Source organism: Streptomyces sp. P9(2023) (genome assembly GCF_032436795.1).
Classification (GTDB): Bacteria; Actinomycetota; Actinomycetes; order Streptomycetales; family Streptomycetaceae; genus Streptomyces.
In genome coordinates, this window is record NZ_JAUPWM010000015.1 from 31,386 (window position 1) to 50,078 (window position 18,693).

Below are 18,693 nucleotides of genomic sequence, written 5' to 3' on the forward strand. Positions count from 1 at the left end.
GGGGATTTTTCATTTCGTGGCAGTGCAGTTCGCGGGCAGTGGGCAGAGACGATCGATGGAGCTTCAAGGATCATGAGCGAGATGAATTCGGCTGCCGAGACGGCGGCCCCGCATCGTTATACGGCGGCCATGGCCGCCGACATCGAGGCACGCTGGCAGGACTTCTGGGACGCCGAGGGAACCTACGAGGCCCCGAACCCGACCGGTGACCTGGCGGGCGACGCGGCGATCGCCGCCCGCCCCAAGAAGTTCATCATGGACATGTTCCCGTACCCCTCGGGTGCGGGCCTGCACGTCGGTCACCCGCTGGGCTACATCGCCACCGATGTCTTCGCCCGCCACCAGCGCATGACCGGCCACAACGTGCTGCACACCCTGGGCTTCGACGCCTTCGGCCTGCCGGCCGAGCAGTACGCCGTGCAGACGGGCACGCACCCGCGCGTGTCCACCGAGGCCAACATGGAGAACATGAAGGTCCAGCTGCGCCGGCTGGGCCTGGGCCACGACAAGCGCCGGTCCTTCGCCACGATCGACTCGGACTACTACAAGTGGACCCAGTGGATCTTCCTGCAGATCTTCAACTCCTGGTACGACGACGAGGCGCAGAAGGCCCGTCCGATCGCGGAGCTGGTCGAGCAGTTCGAGAACGGCACCCGTGAGGTCCCGGCCACCCGTGCGGCCGCCGGCTCCACGCGCGCGTGGAGCGAGCTGACCGCCGCGGAGCGGGCCGACGTGCTGGGCGAGTACCGCCTGGCCTACGCCTCCGACGCCCCGGTCAACTGGTGCCCCGGCCTGGGCACCGTCCTGGCCAACGAGGAGGTCACCGCCGACGGCCGTTCCGAGCGCGGCAACTTCCCGGTCTTCAAGGCCAAGCTGCGCCAGTGGAACATGCGCATCACCGCCTACGCGGACCGGCTGCTGGACGACCTGGACGCGCTGGACTGGCCCGAGGCCATCAAGCTGCAGCAGCGCAACTGGATCGGCCGCTCCGAGGGGGCGCGCGTCGACTTCCAGGTCGGCGACGCCGGCGCGATCACCGTCTTCACCACCCGCCAGGACACCCTGTTCGGCGCCACCTACATGGTGCTGGCCCCCGAGCACGACCTGGTCGAGAAGATCGTCCCGGACGCGTGGCCGGCCGGCACCCACGCTGTCTGGACGGGCGGGCACGCCACCCCGGCGGACGCCGTCGCCGCCTACCGCAAGCAGGCCGCCTCGAAGTCCGACGTCGAGCGGCAGGCCGAGGCCAAGGACAAGACCGGTGTCTTCACCGGCGCGTACGCCACCAACCCGGTCAGCGGCGAGCAGGTCCCGGTCTTCATCGCCGACTACGTCCTGATGGGCTACGGCACCGGCGCGATCATGGCCGTCCCCGCCCACGACACCCGCGACTTCGCCTTCGCGCGCGCCTTCGAGCTGCCCATGCGCTGCGTCGTGGAGCCGAGCGACGAGCGCGGCACCGACCCCTCCACCTGGGACGACGCCTTCGCCTCGTACGAGGCGAAGCTGGTCAACTCGGCCAACGACGAGGTCTCCCTGAACGGTCTGGGCGTCGTCGAGGCCAAGGCGAGGATCACCGCCTGGCTGGCCGACCGCGGCATCGGCGAGGGCACCGTCAACTTCCGCCTGCGCGACTGGCTGTTCAGCCGCCAGCGCTACTGGGGCGAGCCCTTCCCGATCGTCTACGACGAGGACGGCATCGCGCACTCGCTGCCCGAGTCGATGCTGCCGCTGGAACTGCCCGAGGTCGACGACTACTCGCCGCGCACCTTCGACCCGGACGACGCCGACACCCAGCCCGAGACGCCGCTGTCCCGCAACGAGGACTGGGTCAACGTCACCCTGGACCTGGGCGACGGACCGAAGAAGTACCGCCGCGAGACCAACACCATGCCCAACTGGGCCGGTTCCTGCTGGTACGAGCTGCGCTACCTGGACCCGAACAACTCCGAGAAGCTGGTCGACCCGGCGATCGAGCAGTACTGGATGGGCCCGCGTGAAGGCATGCCCACCGGCGGCGTCGACCTGTACGTCGGCGGGGCCGAGCACGCCGTACTGCACCTGCTGTACGCGCGGTTCTGGTCCAAGGTGCTGTTCGACCTGGGCCACATCTCCTCGGCCGAGCCGTTCCACAAGCTGTACAACCAGGGCATGATCCAGGCCTTCGTCTACCGCGACGCGCGCGGCATCGCCGTGCCGGCGGCCGAGGTCGAGGAGCGTGACGGCGGCTACTGGTACGAGGGCGAGAAGGTCACCCGCGTCCTGGGCAAGATGGGCAAGTCCCTGAAGAACGCCGTCACTCCGGACGAGATCTGCGGCGAGTTCGGCGCCGACACCCTGCGCCTGTACGAGATGGCGATGGGACCGCTGGACGTCTCCCGGCCGTGGGACACGCGCGCGGTGGTCGGCCAGTACCGGCTGCTGCAGCGGCTGTGGCGCAACATTGTCGACGAGTCGACCGGCGAGGCCACGGTCGTCGACACCGAGCCCGACGAGGACTCGCTGCGCGCCCTGCACAAGGCGATCGACGGTGTCTCGCAGGACATGGCGGCCATGCGCTTCAACACCGCCATCGCCAAGGTCACCGAGCTGAACAACCACCTGACGAAGGTGGGCGGCCCGGTCTCCCGCCCGGTCGCCGAGCGGCTGGTGCTGCTGGTCGCCCCGCTGGCCCCGCACATCGCCGAGGAGCTGTGGCGCAAGCTGGGCCACACCGAGTCGGTCGTCCACCAGGACTTCCCGGTCGCCGACCCGGCGTACGTCGTGGACGAGACCGTGACCTGCGTCGTGCAGATCAAGGGCAAGGTCAAGGCCCGCCTGGAGGTCTCGCCGGCGATCACGGACGCGGAGCTGGAGGCGCTGGCCCTGGGCGACGCGAACGTCGTCGCGGCGCTGGGCGGCGCCCAGATCCGCAAGGTGATCGTGCGTGCGCCGAAGCTGGTCAACATCGTCGCCTGACGGTTCGGACAACCGGACGTGAGGGGTTTCCCCTACGGGCAGGTTGGGGGTTCCGATGGAACCTCTGGCCTGCCCGTTCCGTTTACCGTGGAAGAACGACAGCCGAGGGAACTCGACCCACGCCGAAGGGGCGAACATGGAAGCCGCGATTGTGATCATGGCGCTGCTCTTTTTCGCCTTCGTGGCGTTGGGGGTCTACGCGACCGTGAAGGCGGTCAAGGCCGCGAAGCGTGGCGTCGACCGCACGATCCACCAGGCCCGGCGCACCGTCGAGGACACCACCCTGCGGGCCAAGAGCTACGGGCAGGGCGGGGTCGCCGGTGAGCTGGCCCAGCTGCGGCTCTCCCTGCGCACCTCGATGCGCGCGACGCAGGACGCCCTGCAGGCGGGCGTCGCCGAGGACGCCTCGCTGAAGGAGTCCCTCGACCTCTTCCAGCGGCTGACCGCCCACGGCCGCGAACTGGACGAGGACCTCAAGCGACTGGAGCGGGAGCCGGACCGGGCGAGGGTGGCAGCACAGCTCAAGGACCTGCGGGAGCGTACGGAGCGGATCACGCACTCGGCCGACTCGCTGCGCTGGGCGGCCAGGGACCGGGCGCGGAAGTTCGCGGAGGACGACCTGGGCTCGCTGAGCGCGCAGATCGACCTGGAGGCGGGCGCGCTGCGCCACTGGTCGGGTGCGACTGCCCAGGACCCCGCCTCGGGCGACTTCTCCTGGCCCGACGCCGGAGCGGCGGCGCCGGGAGCGGAGCGGGGACAGGTGTGGCCCGCGGAAGCGGAAGCGGCCGCGCGGGCCGACGGAGGCGACGACGCGGCTGGTGACGCGGTCGGTGACGCGGTCGGTGACGCGAAGGCCGGGCCCCGTCCGGACGCGGACGCCGAGGGCCGGCAGGCGCCGCAGGCGATCACGGCCCGTGACCCTCGGCTGACCTCCTACCCGTGGGAGAAGTCCGCGCGCCCCGAGACCACGAACTGACGTCGGGGAACGCGGGGCCGGGCTGCCGTGGGGCGGCCCTGGCGGGTAACCTCCCGCTCATGTCCCGGCATGTCGCGATCGTCACCGATTCCACGGCCTACCTGCCACCCCAGACGATGGAGCGGCACGGCATCACCGCGGTCCCCCTCACCGTCGTCATCGGTGACAGAGCGCTTGAGGAGGGCACCGAGGTCTCGGCTCGCTCGCTGGCCCAGGCGCTCCAGAAGCGATGGCCGGTGACCACCTCGCGGCCGGGCCCCGACGTCTTCGCGGCGACCTACCGCGCGGCGGCCGAGGCCGGGGCGACGGGCATCGTCTCGCTCCACCTCTCCGCCGAGTTCTCCGGTACGTACGACGCCGCCGTCCTCGCGGCCAAGGACGCTCCCGTACCGGTCCGGGTGGTCGACACCCGCATGGTGGGGATGGCGCTCGGCTTCTGCGCGCTGGCGGCGGCCGAGGCCGTGGACATCGGCGGCTCGATCGACGAGGCCGTGGCCGCCGCCGAGAAGCGGGCCGCGGGGACCTCCGCCTTCTTCTACGTCGACACGCTGGACTATCTCCGTCGCGGCGGCCGGATCGGTGCCGCGCAGGCCCTGCTCGGCTCGGCGCTTGCCGTGAAACCGCTGCTCCAGCTCGATGGAGGACGGATCGAGATGCGCGAGAAGGTACGGACGGCGTCGAAGGCGATCGCCCGCCTTGAGGAGATCGCCGTGGAACGCGCGGGAACCGGACCGGTCGACATCGCCGTGCACCACCTCTCCGCGCCCGAGCGGGCCGCCGTGCTCGCCGACCGGCTGCGGGAACGAGTGCCGGGGATGGAGGAGTTGCAGGTCAGCGAGGTGGGCGCGGTGATCGGGGCGCATACGGGACCGGGCCTTCTCGCCGTCGTCGTGTCGCCGCGCTGAGCACGCGCTCCGCACTCGTGTGAGTGACGGGTTTTTCCACAACTGGGCGTCTGTCCACGGAAATCGATGCGTCTCAGCGGATTCGGACGGATGTGCCTACCGTCCCTTCCATGGCTCTTCACACACATTCCGCGACCCGTCCCTCCGAGCATCCGGCCGAACGTCCGTCGGCCCGTCCCTCCGCACGCCCGTCCGCGCGGCACGCGGCATCGGGCGCGTCCAGCGGCCCCGGGCGCGCGCCCGGATCGGACGGCCGCACCCGTTCGCATGGGCGGGGTTCGCCTCCAGGGCGGGCGCGACCGCGGGCTCGGGGGCGGGTGCGGGGGAGGCACGCGGTCGCGGTGAGCGGTGCCGCCGTACGACGGCGGGGTGAGGCGCTCTTTCCGGCCTCCGCTCACGGCTCTGCCGCGCGGCCCGTGGAGCCCCGACCTCAGTCGGACTGGGGCGCGTCGGAGGTGGTCGCGCCGCCGGGCGTCCAGGAGGAGCAGGCGGCGCCCGGGCGGTGGGCGCGGCTGCGGCTCGCCCTCGGTGAACGGCTGCCGGTGTGGGTGCAGTCCAGGTGCGGTCTCGAGCCGCGCACGCTCGTCGCGCTGGCCGTGGTCCTCGTCGTGGCCGCCGGACTCGCCGGGCGGTACTTCTGGACCGGCAGGCCGGAGGAGGTCCGGGCTCCGGAGATCGTGCGCGCGGCGCCGCCTCCGGAGAGCGGGGTGCCTCCCGGGGCGTCTCCAGGGTTGCCGGCCGGGGGCTCGGCGGGGCCGACGCCCGGAGCGGCGCCGCCGGGCGTGGTGGTCGACGTCAGCGGCAAGGTGCGACGGCCCGGGGTGCTGACTCTGCCGGCCGGGTCGCGGGTCGCGGACGCGCTGCGCGCGGCGGGCGGGGCGCGGCCGGGTACGGACCTCACAGGACTCAACCGTGCCCGGATCCTCATGGACGGCGAACAGGTAGCGGTCGGGGTGACGACGCCGGCCGTCACGGGCGGCGGTACGGGAGTGGGCGGGGGCGGCGCCCAGGGGACGCGGGCTGCTCCGCTGAGCCTCAACGTGGCGACGGTGGAGCAGCTCGACACCCTGCCGGGGGTCGGGCCCGTCCTGGCCCAGCACATCGTCGACCACCGCACGGAGCACGGCGGATTCCGGTCGGTCGCCGAGCTGCGCGAGGTCAACGGCATCGGAGATCGCCGGTTCGCGGATCTCGCTCCGCTGGTCCGGCCATGAGCGCGCGCCAGGCGACCGAGGGGACCGATGTCTCCGACCCGACCGGTCGCCCGTGGCTGCCCGAGGAGGGTCCGGTCGATCTCCGGCTCGTGCCGCCCGCGTTGGCGGCCTGGGGCGCGGCCGCGCTGGCGGTCGGCGTCCCCGGGTGGTGGGTGGTGGCGGGGGTGCTCGCCTGCCTGGTGGGCGCGGCGGCGCTGATGACGGCGGTCCGCGTGCGGTCGCGGCAGGTGCGGTCTGGGTCAGGGCGGCCCGGGTCAGGGCGGAACGAGGCGGGGCGGTCCGGGCCGGGACGGAACGAGGTGGGACGGAACGAGGTGGGGCGGTTCGCGGCGGGGTGGTTCGGGTGGGGGCTTCGGGTGACGGCCGGGGCGGCCGTGCTGCTGTGCGCCGCAGCCGGTGCGGCGTCGGGCGGGCTGCACGCGGCTGACCTGAGGCGGGGGCCGGTGCCCGTGCTGGCGGAGGAGTACGCCCGGGCGCGTGCGGAGGTCACGGTCAGGTCCGATCCCCGGCTCACCCGGCCCCGGATCCGGGGCGACAGGACGGCCCCGGTCTCCGTCGTCCTCGACGGTGAGGCGACCCGGATCGAGATGGCCGGCGGCGCCGTGCACCGGGTCAGGACACCGGTCCTGGTGATCGTTCCGGCCGGGGAGGCCCAGCGGGAGTGGCTGCGGCTGCTGCCCTCGACCCGGCTGCGGCTCGCCGCACGGCTCGTACCCCCGATGCGACCGGGAGACAGGTTCGCGGCGGTACTGCGTGTCGAAGGGGCCGGGCCGCCTCGGATCACCGGGCCGCCGAGTGCGGCGCAGCGCACGGCCGGGGAGTTGCGGGCGGGGCTGCGCCGGGCGACCGAGGGCCTCGACGCGGACGCGCGGGCGCTGCTTCCCGGCCTTGTCGTCGGCGACACCTCGCGGATCGATCCGGAGCTCAGCGACGCCTTCGAGGCCACGGACCTGACGCACCTTCTCGCCGTATCGGGTTCGAACCTCACCATCGTCCTGCTGCTGCTCATCGGGCGACCGGGGGCGGCGCTGCGGGCGGAACGGGGTGGGCTCGCGCCCCGGATCGGGCTCTCGTTGCGGTCGACCGCGCTGGTCGGGGGAGGGCTGACGCTCGCCTTCGTCCTCGTCTGCCGCCCGGATCCGAGTGTGCTGCGGGCGGCGGCCTGCGGCTCGGTCGCCCTGCTCGCCATCGGTACGGGCCGTCGCAGGTCGCTGCTGCCCGCACTGGCCGGGGCGGTGCTGATGCTGGTGCTCTACGACCCGTGGCTGGCGCGGAGTTACGGCTTCCTGCTGTCGGTCCTCGCCACCGCGGCGCTGCTCACGATCGCGCCGCGCTGGAGCGACGCGCTGCGCCGACGGGGGGTGCCGGGCCGGCTCGCCGAGGCGTTGGGGGCGGCCCTCGCGGCCCAGGCGGTGTGCGCGCCCGTGGTGGCGGTCTTCGCCGCCCGGGTGAGCCTCGTCGCGATCCCCTGCAACCTGCTCGCGGAGGTGGCGGTGGCCCCGGCCACGGTCCTCGGGTTCGCCGCGCTCGCGCTGGCCCCGCTCTCGCTCCGGGCGGCGGAGCTGGTGGCGGAGGTCGCGGCCTGGCCCGCCGGGTGGATCGCCGGCGTGGCGCGGGCCGGTGCCGCGCTGCCCGGAGCGGAGGTCAGCTGGCCCGGTGGCTGGTGGGGCGGGCTGCTCCTCGCCGGTCTCTCCGGTCTGGCGGTGCTCGGGGCATGGCGACTGCCGTTCCGGCGGAGGATCGCGGTGGGGTGTGTGGTCCTGCTGTTCCTCGCGGTGGTGCGGCCTACGCCCGTGACCCGGCTGGTCAGCGGCTGGCCGCCGCCGGGCTGGACGTTCGCGATGTGCCAGGTGGGGCAGGGCGACGCGGTGGTCCTGGCGGCAGGCGGGGACTCGGCCGTCGTCGTGGACGCGGGTCCCGATCCGGCCCTGGTGGACCGCTGCCTGCACGATCTCGGGGTCCGCCGGATTCCCCTGCTCTTGCTTACGCACTTCCACGCGGACCATGTCGCCGGGCTGCCGGGGGTCCTACGGGGGCGGGCGGTCGGGGCGATCCAGACGACGGAGCTCGAAGAATCCCGGGCCCAGGCGGCGTTCGTGAGACGCACGGCCGAGGCGGCGGGAGTGCCCGTCGTCCGCGCCGGGCCGGGGGAGCGGAGACGGCTGGGGCCCTTGGAGTGGCAGGTGCTGTGGCCCGCGGGGCTGCCCGGGGCGGCGGGGCGAGAGGAGTCGGGGCCGAACGACGCCAGTGTCGCCTTGCTCGTCCGGGCGGCCGAGGGGCTGAGCCTGCTGCTCCTGGGGGACCTCGAACCGCCTGCCCAGCAGGGCTTGTTGCGAGCCCACCCGGGGCTCGCCCCGGTCGATGTGCTCAAGGTCGCCCACCACGGTTCCGCCTATCAGGATCCCGGGCTGATACGGGCGGTCCGGCCACGGCTGGCGCTGGTGTCGGCCGGCCGGGACAACCCGTACGGCCACCCTTCGCCGACGACGGCCGAGGCGCTGCGGGCCGGCGGAGCGGAGGTGCTGAGCACGGACCGGCACGGTGCGATCGCCGTGACGGGAGCAGGGCCCCGGCTGACGGCCGTGCCGAGCTCGTAGAGAAACCCCGTACAGAAGCCCCCGGAGAGGCGCCCCGGGAGAGAAGCCCTAGTAAAGCCAGCTGCTCTTCCCACCTGCGGATACTCGCCAAGTACGGACTCGTGGAGGAGGCGCACGGCGGGCGGCGGAGGGAGAAGCCCTGGCGGGCGACGGCCAGGTATACGGAGTGGCCCGGGGAGTGAGGACACCTCGGTCGCGGAGGCGGCGGACGCCCTGAGCGCAGCTGTCGCCGAGCGGTACTTCGACCGGGTCCTCCGCACCGTGGAGGACCGGCACGGGCTGCCGAAGGTGTGGCGGGAGGCCGAGATGTTCGCGGCGACTCCCTGCTCTACCTCACGCCGGACGAGCTGGCCGTCGAACTGCTGCCCGCGCTCCTGCTCAACCTCCCCTTCGGAGTCTGGGCCGACCGGCAGGCCCGAAGTCGGCGGCGCTCCACGATCGCCGCCGACTTCGGGCGGGCGGCGCTGCTGCTCACCCTCCCCGCCGTGTACCTGCTCGACGCCCTCACGCTCGGGCAGCTCTATGCCGTGGCTTTCGGGGTCGGCGCGATGACCGTGCTCTTCGAGGAGTGCAACGCCACGCTGTTCGTGGTGCTGGTTCCGACCGAGCGGTACCCGACGCCATCCGGTCCCGGGTCATGGGCGCCTTCCGCACCCTCAACGCGCTCGCCGCGGGAGTCCTCGGCACGGTCGCCGGACTGCGTCCGGAGCCGTGTTCGCCGTGCTGTGGGTGCGTCCGTCGCCGGCGGTCCGGATGCGCGAACTGCCCGCGTCGGCCGAGGATCCCGTACCCGCGGCCTGAGTCCGTCCGCCCGTCAGACCCGCCACGCGCCGTCGCGCATCAGCACGCGCGCGGCGAGCTCGTTCTCCGTACGCCAGGCCCTCACCGTCGTGGGGGTGATGCGGAGGTAGACCCAGACGGGCCGGTCGCGCGGATCCCAGGGCAGCTTGGCCGCGAAGGCGTCGGCCGAGGCGGTCGGCAGGTCGGCGCCCTCCACCACCTCGGCCGTACCGTCGATCAGCACCACGTCACGGGTGTCGCCGAGACTGAGCCTGACGTTCCCCTTCGGGGTGACGTTGCGGGCCGTGGGGTTGGTCCGCTTCGTGCACAGCAGAAACGTGCCCGCGTCGGGCCGGTCCACGTCCTCCGACACGTCCCAGAGGAACCACAGCGGCACTAGGCACGGTTCACCGTCGGCGGAGGCGGTGGCGACCCAGATGTCCTCCTCCTGGGTGAGCCGGGTGAGGACGTCCTGCTTGCGCTGGGTGCGGGGGCGGGGCGTTTCATGATCGGTCATGGCCCGCACGGTAGACGGGAGGCGCGGCCGGCGCCTCGGCCAACGGCCCTAGGTCCAGGGACCCATGGCCCCAGGTCCAGGGACTCATGGGCGACCGGCAGGACATAGCGGCAGACTCGGTTCCATGACCACTCACACCCATCAGGACCCGGACGTGCCCGTCGAGGCGTATCTGCGGCGCATCGGCGCGACGCGACCGGAACGCCTCGACGCCGCCGCACTGCGTGACCTTCAACTGCGTCACCTGAAGGCGGTCCCCTTCGAGAACCTGTCGATCCACCTCGGCGAGGAGATCGTCCTGGAGGAGAAGGCGCTGCTCGACAAGGTACTCGGGGCGCGGCGGGGCGGGTTCTGCTTTGAGATCAACGGCACCTTCGCCGCCCTGCTGCGCGCGCTCGGCTTCGGGGTCACGCTCCTGCAGGCACGGGTGTTCGGCGAGGGCGGTCGGCTGGGGATCCCGTACGACCACATGGCGATGGTGGTGGAGACGGAGACGGAGGGGCGGTGGCTCGCGGACATCGGGTTCGGCGAGCACAGCCACTTCCCGCTGGCCCTGGACGAACGCGGTGACCAGGACGATCCCGCCGGCACGTTCCGGGTGGTGGAGACCGGGGACGGTGACCTGGACGTCCTGCGGAACGGCAAGCCCCAGTACCGGCTGGAGCCGCGGCCGCGCGTGCTCGCCGACTTCACGGCGGGCGCCTGGTACCACCGCACCTCCCCGGACTCGCACTTCCCCCGCTCCCTCGTCTGCACCCGGCTCACCGACGACGGCCGGGTCACCCTCAGCGGCCACAAGCTCGTCACGCACGTGCACGGCGAGCGCACAGAGCGGCTGCTCGGCGGGGACGAGGAGGTGAGGACGGCGTACCGGGACCTGTTCGGCATCGAGCTCACCCAGCTGCCGCCCGTTCCACCGGCCTCGCCGTCCCGGCAGTCCTAGCGCACGAATAATTTGGACCCCCGGTAACACTTGCGCTATTTGCCTCGAACGACACATCAGTGATCGAATGCGTCTTCGTTGCCTAATGAAACCAGTTGCACGGGGGTGCAAGGAATGTTCAGTCGTAGTCGTCTCTTCGGCGGGCGCGCGGGCGGAGCCACCAGAGGCGGCCCGTTCGCCGGGCTCGCCGTCCCGCCGTCGGCCGGGGTGCTGAGCTGCCGCGTGCTCGACCCGGTCAACGAGCCGGTCCGGCAGGCCGAGTTCGTGGTGAGCGACCACGCGGGCCGGAAGGTCGTGGGCGGTGAGACCGATCCGTACGGCCGGGTGCTGGCGACCGTTCCGGCCGGCGCGTACCGGCTGGCGGTGACGGCCGAGGGCTACACGCCGTACCACGGCGGCGCGACCGTCACCGAGAGCGCGCACCAGGGCCTCGGCGATGTGACGCTCCAGGTCGCGCCGCAGGCGAACCTCCCCGAGCCCGGTGACTGGGAGATCGACCCCACGCACTCCCAGGTCGGATTCACCGTGGCGCACATCGGACTGGCCCGGATCCACGGCCGGTTCAACGGTTTCGCGGGCGCGGTACGGATCGCCGAGCGCATGGAGCGGTCGGCGATGCACGTGGTCATCGACGCCGCGTCCATCGACACCGGTGTGCAGATGCGCGACGACCACCTGCGCTCCAGCGACTTCCTGGACGTCGGCCGGAACCCGACGATCGAGTTCTACAGCGAACGCTTCGTCCACAAGGGCGGCAGCAGGTGGTCCGTGACCGGCGCGCTCACCCTGCACGGCGTGAGCCGCACGGTGGCCCTCGACACCCAGTACCTGGGCCTCGGCAGCGCCCTTGAGGGCGAGCCGCGCTGCGCGTGCCGGGCGAGTACGGAGCTGCACCGCGAGGACTTCACGCTGACGTGGCAGACGCTGCTGGCGAAGGGGATCGCGGCGGTCGGGTCCAGCATCACGATCGAGCTGGACGTGCAGATCGTTCCGAAGCGGGTCTGAGGGGTTCCTGTCGGTTCGGAGGCGCTTCCCTACGGGGCTTCCAGCCAGCCCTCGTACTCCGCCGCGAGCTCGTCCAACGCCGACGAGTCGAGCCGGCCCTCCGGGTCCTCCACTACGACCAGCCACTGCGCGTCCTCGGCGTCGTCCTCGCCGGCAAGCGCGTCCCGTACGAGCTGAGGCTCCTCGGCCACCCCGAAGCGGGCGGGCAGCTCCTCGGCCACCTCTTCGGCGGCGTCGCGGTCGGGCAGTACCAGTACGTGTCGTTCGCTCACCCCGCCATTCTCGGGCATGGGGAGGGGTGTCAGTGGGGCGTGGGATGCTGGTTCACGATGGCCACCAGGAAGAATTCGAACGACGATCTCCTCGCCCCCGTCACGCTCGCCGTGGGCCAGGAGGACCTGCTCCTCGACCGCGCCGTCCAGGAGGTGGTGGCGGCCGCCCGGGCCGCCGACGCCGACACGGACGTACGGGACCTCGCCTCCGAGCAGCTTCAGCCCGGGACGCTCGCGGAGCTGACGAGCCCGTCGCTCTTCGCCGAGCGCAAGGTGCTGGTCGTGCGGAACGCGCAGGACCTGTCCGCGGACACGATCAAGGACATCAAGGCGTACCTCGACGCGCCCATCGAGGAGATCACGCTCGTGCTGCTCCACGCGGGCGGTGCCAAGGGCAAGGGCCTGCTCGACGCGGCGCGGAAGGCGGGCGCGCGGGAGGTGGCCTGCCCGAAGACGACGAAGCCGGCGGAGCGGCTGACGTTCGTACGGCAGGAGTTCCGGGCGCTGGGGAGGTCGGCGACGCCCGAGGCGTGCCAGGCGCTGGTGGACTCGATCGGCAGCGACCTGCGGGAGCTGGCGGCGGCGGTGTCGCAGCTGACGGCGGACGTCGAGGGGACGATCGACGAGGCGGTCGTCGGGCGGTACTACACGGGGCGGGCGGAGGCGTCGTCGTTCAACGTCGCGGACCGTGCGGTGGAGGGGCGGGCGGCGGAGGCGCTTGAGGCTCTGCGCTGGTCGCTCTCGACCGGCGTCCCGCCGGTCCTGATCACCAGCGCGCTGGCGCAGGGCGTCCGGGCGATCGGCAAGCTGTCGTCGGCGAGGGGCGGGCGGCCGGCGGATCTGGCGCGGGAGCTGGGGATGCCGCCGTGGAAGATCGACCGGGTGCGGCAGCAGATGCGGGGCTGGACCCCGGACGGCGTCTCCCTGGCGCTGCGCGCGGTGGCGGAGGCGGACGCGGGCGTGAAGGGCGGGGGGGACGACCCGGAGTACGCGCTGGAGAAGGCGGTTGTGGCGGTGGCGAGGGCGGCGAGGTTGCGGCGGTAGGGGGCCGCGGGGGGCTGGGCCTTGGGGCGCCTGGGCCTGGCGGGTGCGGGTGCGGTGGCATGGGGCCGGTTGCGGGGTGCGGGTGCGTTGCGCCGGGGGCCGGTTGATTCCCCCACCCCGCCCCTTCCCGAAACCCTGCCGGGGGCTGGTGGGGGGTGAGGTCACTCGGGGCTGCGCCCTGGTCCTGCCGGGTGGCGGCAGCTTCGCGCCGCACTGTGGCGAGGCGCCGGTGGTCAGGGGGCGGAGTTGGGTGGGGTGGCCCCGCCGGGGGTTGGTGGGGTTGAGGTTGTTTGGGGCTGCGCCCCGGGCGCCGGGTGGCGGCAGCTTCGCGCCGCCGTGTCGCAAAGCCGCGCCCGGGCCCGGCCGCGGAGCGGCAGCTTCGCGCCGCACTGTGGCGAGGCGCCGGTGCTGACGGGGCGGAGCCGGGTGGGGTGACCTGGTGGGGCCGTGCACCGGCTCGCCGGGTGGCGGGCCCTGCGCGCTGCCGTGTGGCTAAGCCGCGTGCCGGCGGCTTCGTGCCGTGGTGTGTCGGGGTTTCGCCCCGGGCCGCGATGGGTGGGGTCCGCATGTGCGTCGGGGGGCTGCTCTGCGGGCGACGGGTGACCCGTCCGGGGTTGCGCCCCAGCCTGTCGGAAGGCGGGTGCTTCCCCGGCACCATCGCCACCCTGGCCCGCCCCACCGCGGGCGCCTTCGCCGCAGAGAGCCCTGCCGAGAACCCCGCCGTGGTGGTCAGGGTGTCGATCAGCGTGCCGCCGGCTTCGCACCGCGGCCTCCGGTCTCCCCGCGGCAGCGGCCTGGGGGTACGGCGAAGGCCCCGGGCTCCTGGGGAAGGAGGCTCCGGGGCCTTCGGCGTTGGATGGTGGGCTCGTGCACGCGTGGCGAACGCGTGTCGCGCACGGGTCCGGGGTGCCGGGTGGGAGCGGGAGAGAGGGCCCGCTGGGTCCCGTCCGGCGTTACATCAGAGGGGCTCAGCCCTGCAGAGCGGCAACCTTGGTGGCCAGCGCCGACTTCTTGTTGGCGGCGGCGTTCTTGTGGATGACGCCCTTCGAGACAGCCTTGTCGAGCGCGCGGGAGGCGGCGCGAGTGGCCACGACGGCCTTCTCGACGTCACCCGCGACGACGGCCTCGCGGGCCTTGCGGATCGCGGTCTTGAGCGAGGACTTGACGGCCTTGTTGCGCAGGCGCGCCTTCTCGTTCGTCTTGTTCCGCTTGATCTGGGACTTGATGTTCGCCACGAAAAGAGCCTTTTCAGGTTCGGTGTTGTTTCTGAGGTGTGTCCCATCGCTGAGAGGGCGAACGTGACACAGCTGTCCACGGTATCAGGGCGGCTAACCTCCGCCCAAACCGAGCGGAGGCGCTCACTCGTGGGACCATGGAGCCTACGTATCCAACCGACCATCGCCCCGAGACGAGACCTTGCGTGCCCGCGACTCCTACCCACGTGCCTGAGCCGAGCCGTACCGACCCGGCGTTGATCCGCAATTTCTGCATCATCGCGCACATCGACCACGGCAAGTCCACACTCGCCGACCGGATGCTCCAGCTGACCGGTGTGGTCGACCAGCGGCAGATGCGCGCCCAGTACCTCGACCGGATGGACATCGAGCGCGAGCGCGGCATCACGATCAAGTCCCAGGCCGTCCGTCTCCCCTGGGCGCCCACCGAGGGCGAGGGTCAGGGGAAGACCCACATCCTCAACATGATCGACACCCCCGGGCACGTCGACTTCACCTACGAGGTCTCGCGGTCCCTGGCGGCCTGCGAGGGTACGGTCCTGCTCGTCGACGCGGCCCAGGGCATCGAGGCGCAGACCCTCGCGAACCTGTACCTGGCGATGGAGAACGACCTCACCATCGTTCCCGTACTGAACAAGATCGACCTGCCCGCCGCGCAGCCGGAGAAGTTCTCCGAGGAGCTCGCCAACCTCATCGGCTGCCAGCCCGAGGACGTGCTCAAGGTCTCCGCCAAGACCGGTCTCGGCGTCGAGGCGCTGCTCGACCGGGTCGTCGCGAACGTGCCGGCCCCCGTGGGTGTCGCCGACGCCCCCGCCCGCGCGATGATCTTCGACTCCGTCTACGACTCCTACCGCGGTGTCGTGACGTACGTCCGTGTCGTCGACGGCAAGCTCAACAAGCGCGAGCGCATCAAGATGATGTCGACCGGCGCCACCCACGAGCTCCTGGAGATCGGCGTCTCGTCCCCGGAGATGACGTCGTCCGACGGTCTCGGCGTCGGCGAGGTCGGCTACCTCATCACCGGTGTGAAGGACGTCCGCCAGTCCAAGGTCGGTGACACGATCACCTCCCTGGCCAAGGGCGCCACGGAGGCGCTCGGCGGTTACAAGGACCCCAAGCCGATGGTGTTCTCCGGCCTCTACCCGCTGGACGGCTCGGAGTACCCGGACCTCCGCGAGGCCCTGGACAAACTGCAGCTCAACGACGCCGCGCTCGTCTACGAGCCGGAGACCTCCGCCGCCCTCGGCTTCGGCTTCCGCGTCGGCTTCCTCGGTCTGCTGCACCTGGACGTGATCCGGGAGCGGCTCGAGCGCGAGTTCGGTCTCGATCTCATCGCCACCGCGCCCAACGTGGTCTACCGCGTGGTCATGGAGGACGGCAGCGAGCACACCGTCACCAACCCGAGCGAGTTCCCCGAAGGCAAGATCGACGACGTCTTCGAGCCCGTCGTGCGCGCCACGATCCTCGCCCCCAGCGAGTTCATCGGCGCGATCATGGAGCTCTGCCAGACCCGTCGCGGCACCCTCCTCGGCATGGACTACCTCTCCGAGGACCGCGTGGAGATCCGCTACACGCTCCCCCTCGCCGAGATCGTCTTCGACTTCTTCGACCAGCTGAAGTCCAAGACGCGTGGTTACGCCTCCCTCGACTACGAGCCCACCGGCGAGCAGGCCTCCAGCCTGGTCAAGGTCGACATCCTGCTGCACGGCGACAAGGTCGACGCCTTCTCGGCCGTCACCCACAAGGACGCCGCGTACGCGTACGGCGTGCGGCTCGTCGCCAAGCTGCGCGAGCTCATCCCGCGCCAGGCCTTCGAGGTGCCGATCCAGGCCGCCATCGGCTCCCGGGTCATCGCCCGCGAGACCATCCGCGCCATCCGCAAGGACGTCCTCGCCAAGTGTTACGGCGGTGACATCTCCCGTAAGCGGAAGCTGCTGGAGAAGCAGAAGGAAGGCAAGAAGCGGATGAAGATGGTCGGCTCGGTGGAGGTTCCGCAGGAGGCCTTCATCGCCGTCCTGTCGAGCGACGAGTCCGGCGGCAAGGCGAAGAAGTAGCCCCGACCGTCACCCCGCGGCTGTCCGCCGTTTAGCTGATAGATACATCGAACGGGTCCCCGCACTGTCGGTGCGGGGACCCGTTCGGCGTTCGTTCTGTTATCAACCGGGTATGAAGAGGCGGCCCGCAGCCTCTTACGCGCCGGACCGCAGCGCCTTACTCTGATCGCGACTCGAAGGTTACTCGTGAGTTAGTAAGCATCGAGTCGCGATCGCAGGACCGCCAGAACGCACCGCCGCCGCCCGGAGGACGTCGTGAGCGACACACAGACCCAGATCGTGAACCGGCCGCCCTCGGTGGCCAACCTCTTCCTTGAGCGCGTGGCGCGGACTCCCGACGCGGAGGCCTACCGCTATCCGGTCCCGGCCGGCGCCGGTCAGGGCCCGGACGAATGGAAGTCGCTCAGCTGGGGACAGGCCGCCGAGCGGGTCTACGGGATCGCGGCGGGTCTGATCGACCTGGGCGTCCAGCCGGAGGAGCGGGTCGCCCTGGCCTCCGCCACCCGGGTGGAGTGGATCCTCGCCGACCTCGGCGTGATGTGCGCGGGCGCCGCCGTCACCACCATCTACCCCCAGACCAACGCCGAGGAGTCGGCGTTCATCCTCTCCGACTCCGCATCCAAGGTGCTGATCGCGGAGGACGCGGCGCAGGTCGCCAAGGCCCGCGAGACCCGCGCCGACCTGCCCGGCCTCCACCACGTCGTCGTCATCGACCCCACGGGCGTCGAGAGCGACGACTGGGTCCTCTCCCTCGCCGAGCTGGAGGCGCGCGGCAAGGCGTACCTGGAGAAGCACGCCGACGCCGTCAAGGAGCGGGTCTCGGCCATCACCGCCGACCAGCTCGCCACCCTCATCTACACCTCCGGCACCACCGGCCGCCCCAAGGGCGTCCGCCTCCCGCACGACAACTGGTCGTACATGGCCAAGGCCATCGCCGCGACCGGCCTGGTCACCAGGGACGACGTCCAGTACCTCTGGCTGCCGCTCGCGCACGTCTTCGGCAAGGTGCTCACCTCCGGCCAGATCGAGGTCGGCCACGTCACCGCCGTCGACGGCCGCATCGACAAGATCATCGTGAACCTGCCGGTGGTCCAGCCGACCTACATGGCCGCCGTGCCCCGGATCTTCGAGAAGGTCTACAACGGCGTCGCCGCCAAGGCGCGCGAGGGCGGGCCGGCCAAGTACAAGATCTTCCAGTGGGCGGCGGGCGTGGCCCGCGAGTACGCCAAGGTCACCCAGGACAACTTCCGCCGCACCGGCACCGCCTCCGCGCCCTTCGGCCTCTCGGCGAAGCACAAGGTCGCCGACGCGCTGGTCTACAAGAAGCTCCGCGAGGCCTTCGGTGGCCGGCTGCGCGCCGCCGTCTCCGGTTCCGTCGCGCTGGCGCCCGAGATCGGCTACTTCTTCTCCGGTGCGGGCATCCACATCCTGGAGGGCTACGGCCTGACGGAGTCCAGCGCCGCCTCCTTCGTCAACCCGGGCGAGGCCTACCGCACCGGCACGGTCGGCAAGCCGCTGCCCGGCACCGAGGTCCGGATCGCCGACGACGGCGAGATCCTGCTGCGCGGCCCCGGCATCATGGAGGGCTACCACGGCCTGCCCGAGAAGACGGCCGAGGTCCTGGAGGCGGACGGCTGGTTCCACACCGGCGACATCGGCGAGCTGTCCGCCGACGGCTACCTGCGGATCACCGACCGCAAGAAGGACCTGTTCAAGACCTCGGGCGGCAAGTACATCGCGCCGACCGAGATCGAGGGCCAGTTCAAGGCCGTCTGCCCGTTCGTCTCGAACATCGTCGTCCTGGGCGCCGACCGGAACTACTGCTCCGCGCTCATCGCGCTCGACGAGCCCGCCATCCTCGGCTGGGCCGCCGAGCAGGGACTGTCGGGCAAGTCGTACGCGGAGGTCGTCGCCGCCCCGCGGACCCAGGAGATGGTCCAGGGGTACGTCGACCGGCTCAACGAGGGCGTGCAGCGCTGGCAGACGATCAAGAAGTTCCGGCTGCTGCCGCGGGACCTGGACGTCGAGCACGGTGAGCTGACGCCGTCGCTGAAGATGAAGCGGCCGGTGGTGGAGCGGACGTACAAGAACCTGATCGAGGAGATGTACGCCGGGGCGCGGGAGGCCTGATCCTCGGGATTCGACGGGGTTCGACGGATTCGGTGGGATTCGACGGGGTTCGACCGGGTTCCT

Annotated in this window: 14 protein-coding genes; 11 read left to right on the forward strand and 3 right to left on the reverse strand. The window is 71.8% G+C overall.

The annotated features are described in order from the left end of the window. Positions 1-72: 72 nt before the first annotated feature. From leuS to Q5762_RS20455, 6 genes are all read left to right on the forward strand, one after another. On the forward strand, positions 73-2,958 hold the full coding sequence (gene leuS / locus Q5762_RS20430; protein ID WP_315893612.1) for a leucine--tRNA ligase: 2,886 nt from the start codon (positions 73-75) through the stop codon (positions 2,956-2,958). Positions 2,959-3,094: 136 nt separating this feature from the next. Further along, the gene (locus Q5762_RS20435) at positions 3,095-3,934 is read left to right on the forward strand and encodes a hypothetical protein (RefSeq protein ID WP_315893613.1); all 840 of its coding nucleotides are present in this window, start codon (positions 3,095-3,097) and stop codon (positions 3,932-3,934) included. Positions 3,935-3,993: 59 nt separating this feature from the next. Further along, positions 3,994-4,839 carry a DegV family protein gene (locus Q5762_RS20440; protein ID WP_315893614.1) on the forward strand — a complete coding sequence of 282 codons (846 nt, stop codon included), beginning with the start codon at positions 3,994-3,996 and terminating at the stop codon, positions 4,837-4,839. A gap of 416 nt (positions 4,840-5,255) precedes the next feature. Next, positions 5,256-6,053: a helix-hairpin-helix domain-containing protein gene (locus Q5762_RS20445; protein WP_399495209.1), complete on the forward strand. Its 798-nt coding sequence runs from the start codon at positions 5,256-5,258 to the stop codon at positions 6,051-6,053. Next, positions 6,050-8,650 (forward strand): ComEC/Rec2 family competence protein, encoded by a 2,601-nt coding sequence (locus Q5762_RS20450; RefSeq protein WP_315893616.1) that lies wholly within the window; start codon positions 6,050-6,052, stop codon positions 8,648-8,650. Before Q5762_RS20445 ends, Q5762_RS20450 begins: the two co-directional genes overlap by 4 nt. Positions 8,651-8,940: 290 nt before the next feature. Further along, entirely contained in the window at positions 8,941-9,561 is a 621-nt protein-coding gene (locus Q5762_RS20455; RefSeq protein WP_315893617.1) for a hypothetical protein, read from the forward strand. On the opposite strand, the gene Q5762_RS20460 is transcribed toward Q5762_RS20455, so the two are convergent. Further along, positions 9,465-9,947, reverse strand: coding sequence for a pyridoxamine 5'-phosphate oxidase family protein (locus Q5762_RS20460; RefSeq protein WP_315893618.1), 483 nt, complete (start codon positions 9,945-9,947; stop codon positions 9,465-9,467). The genes Q5762_RS20455 and Q5762_RS20460 overlap by 97 nt on opposite strands. 124 nt (positions 9,948-10,071) lie before the next feature. Between Q5762_RS20460 and Q5762_RS20465 the strand changes: the two genes are divergently transcribed. Together Q5762_RS20465 and Q5762_RS20470 are read left to right on the forward strand one after the other, a co-directional pair. After that, positions 10,072-10,890, forward strand: a complete 819-nt coding sequence (locus Q5762_RS20465; RefSeq protein ID WP_315893619.1) for an arylamine N-acetyltransferase — start codon at positions 10,072-10,074, stop codon at positions 10,888-10,890. 114 nt (positions 10,891-11,004) lie between these two features. Then, positions 11,005-11,895 carry a YceI family protein gene (locus tag Q5762_RS20470; protein WP_315893620.1) on the forward strand — a complete coding sequence of 297 codons (891 nt, stop codon included), beginning with the start codon at positions 11,005-11,007 and terminating at the stop codon, positions 11,893-11,895. A gap of 29 nt (positions 11,896-11,924) precedes the next feature. Here the strand turns inward: Q5762_RS20470 and Q5762_RS20475 are convergent, their stop codons facing one another. After that, positions 11,925-12,185, reverse strand: a complete 261-nt coding sequence (locus Q5762_RS20475; protein WP_399495210.1) for a hypothetical protein — start codon at positions 12,183-12,185, stop codon at positions 11,925-11,927. A gap of 39 nt (positions 12,186-12,224) precedes the next feature. Between Q5762_RS20475 and holA the strand changes: the two genes are divergently transcribed. Continuing rightward, the gene (gene holA / locus Q5762_RS20480) at positions 12,225-13,211 is read left to right on the forward strand and encodes a DNA polymerase III subunit delta (RefSeq protein WP_315893622.1); all 987 of its coding nucleotides are present in this window, start codon (positions 12,225-12,227) and stop codon (positions 13,209-13,211) included. Positions 13,212-14,179: 968 nt separating this feature from the next. Here the strand turns inward: holA and rpsT are convergent. Next, a complete protein-coding gene (rpsT, locus tag Q5762_RS20485) occupies positions 14,180-14,446 on the reverse strand; it encodes a 30S ribosomal protein S20 (RefSeq protein WP_315893623.1) in 267 nt (88 codons plus the stop codon). Between the two features lie 185 nt (positions 14,447-14,631). Here rpsT and lepA point away from each other — a divergent pair, with 185 nt between their 5' ends. Next, positions 14,632-16,500, forward strand: a complete 1,869-nt coding sequence (gene lepA, locus Q5762_RS20490) for a translation elongation factor 4 (protein ID WP_315893624.1) — start codon at positions 14,632-14,634, stop codon at positions 16,498-16,500. Between the two features lie 255 nt (positions 16,501-16,755). Then, positions 16,756-18,630 carry an AMP-dependent synthetase/ligase gene (locus Q5762_RS20495; RefSeq protein ID WP_315893625.1) on the forward strand — a complete coding sequence of 625 codons (1,875 nt, stop codon included), beginning with the start codon at positions 16,756-16,758 and terminating at the stop codon, positions 18,628-18,630. The last annotated feature ends 63 nt before the right edge of the window (positions 18,631-18,693 follow it).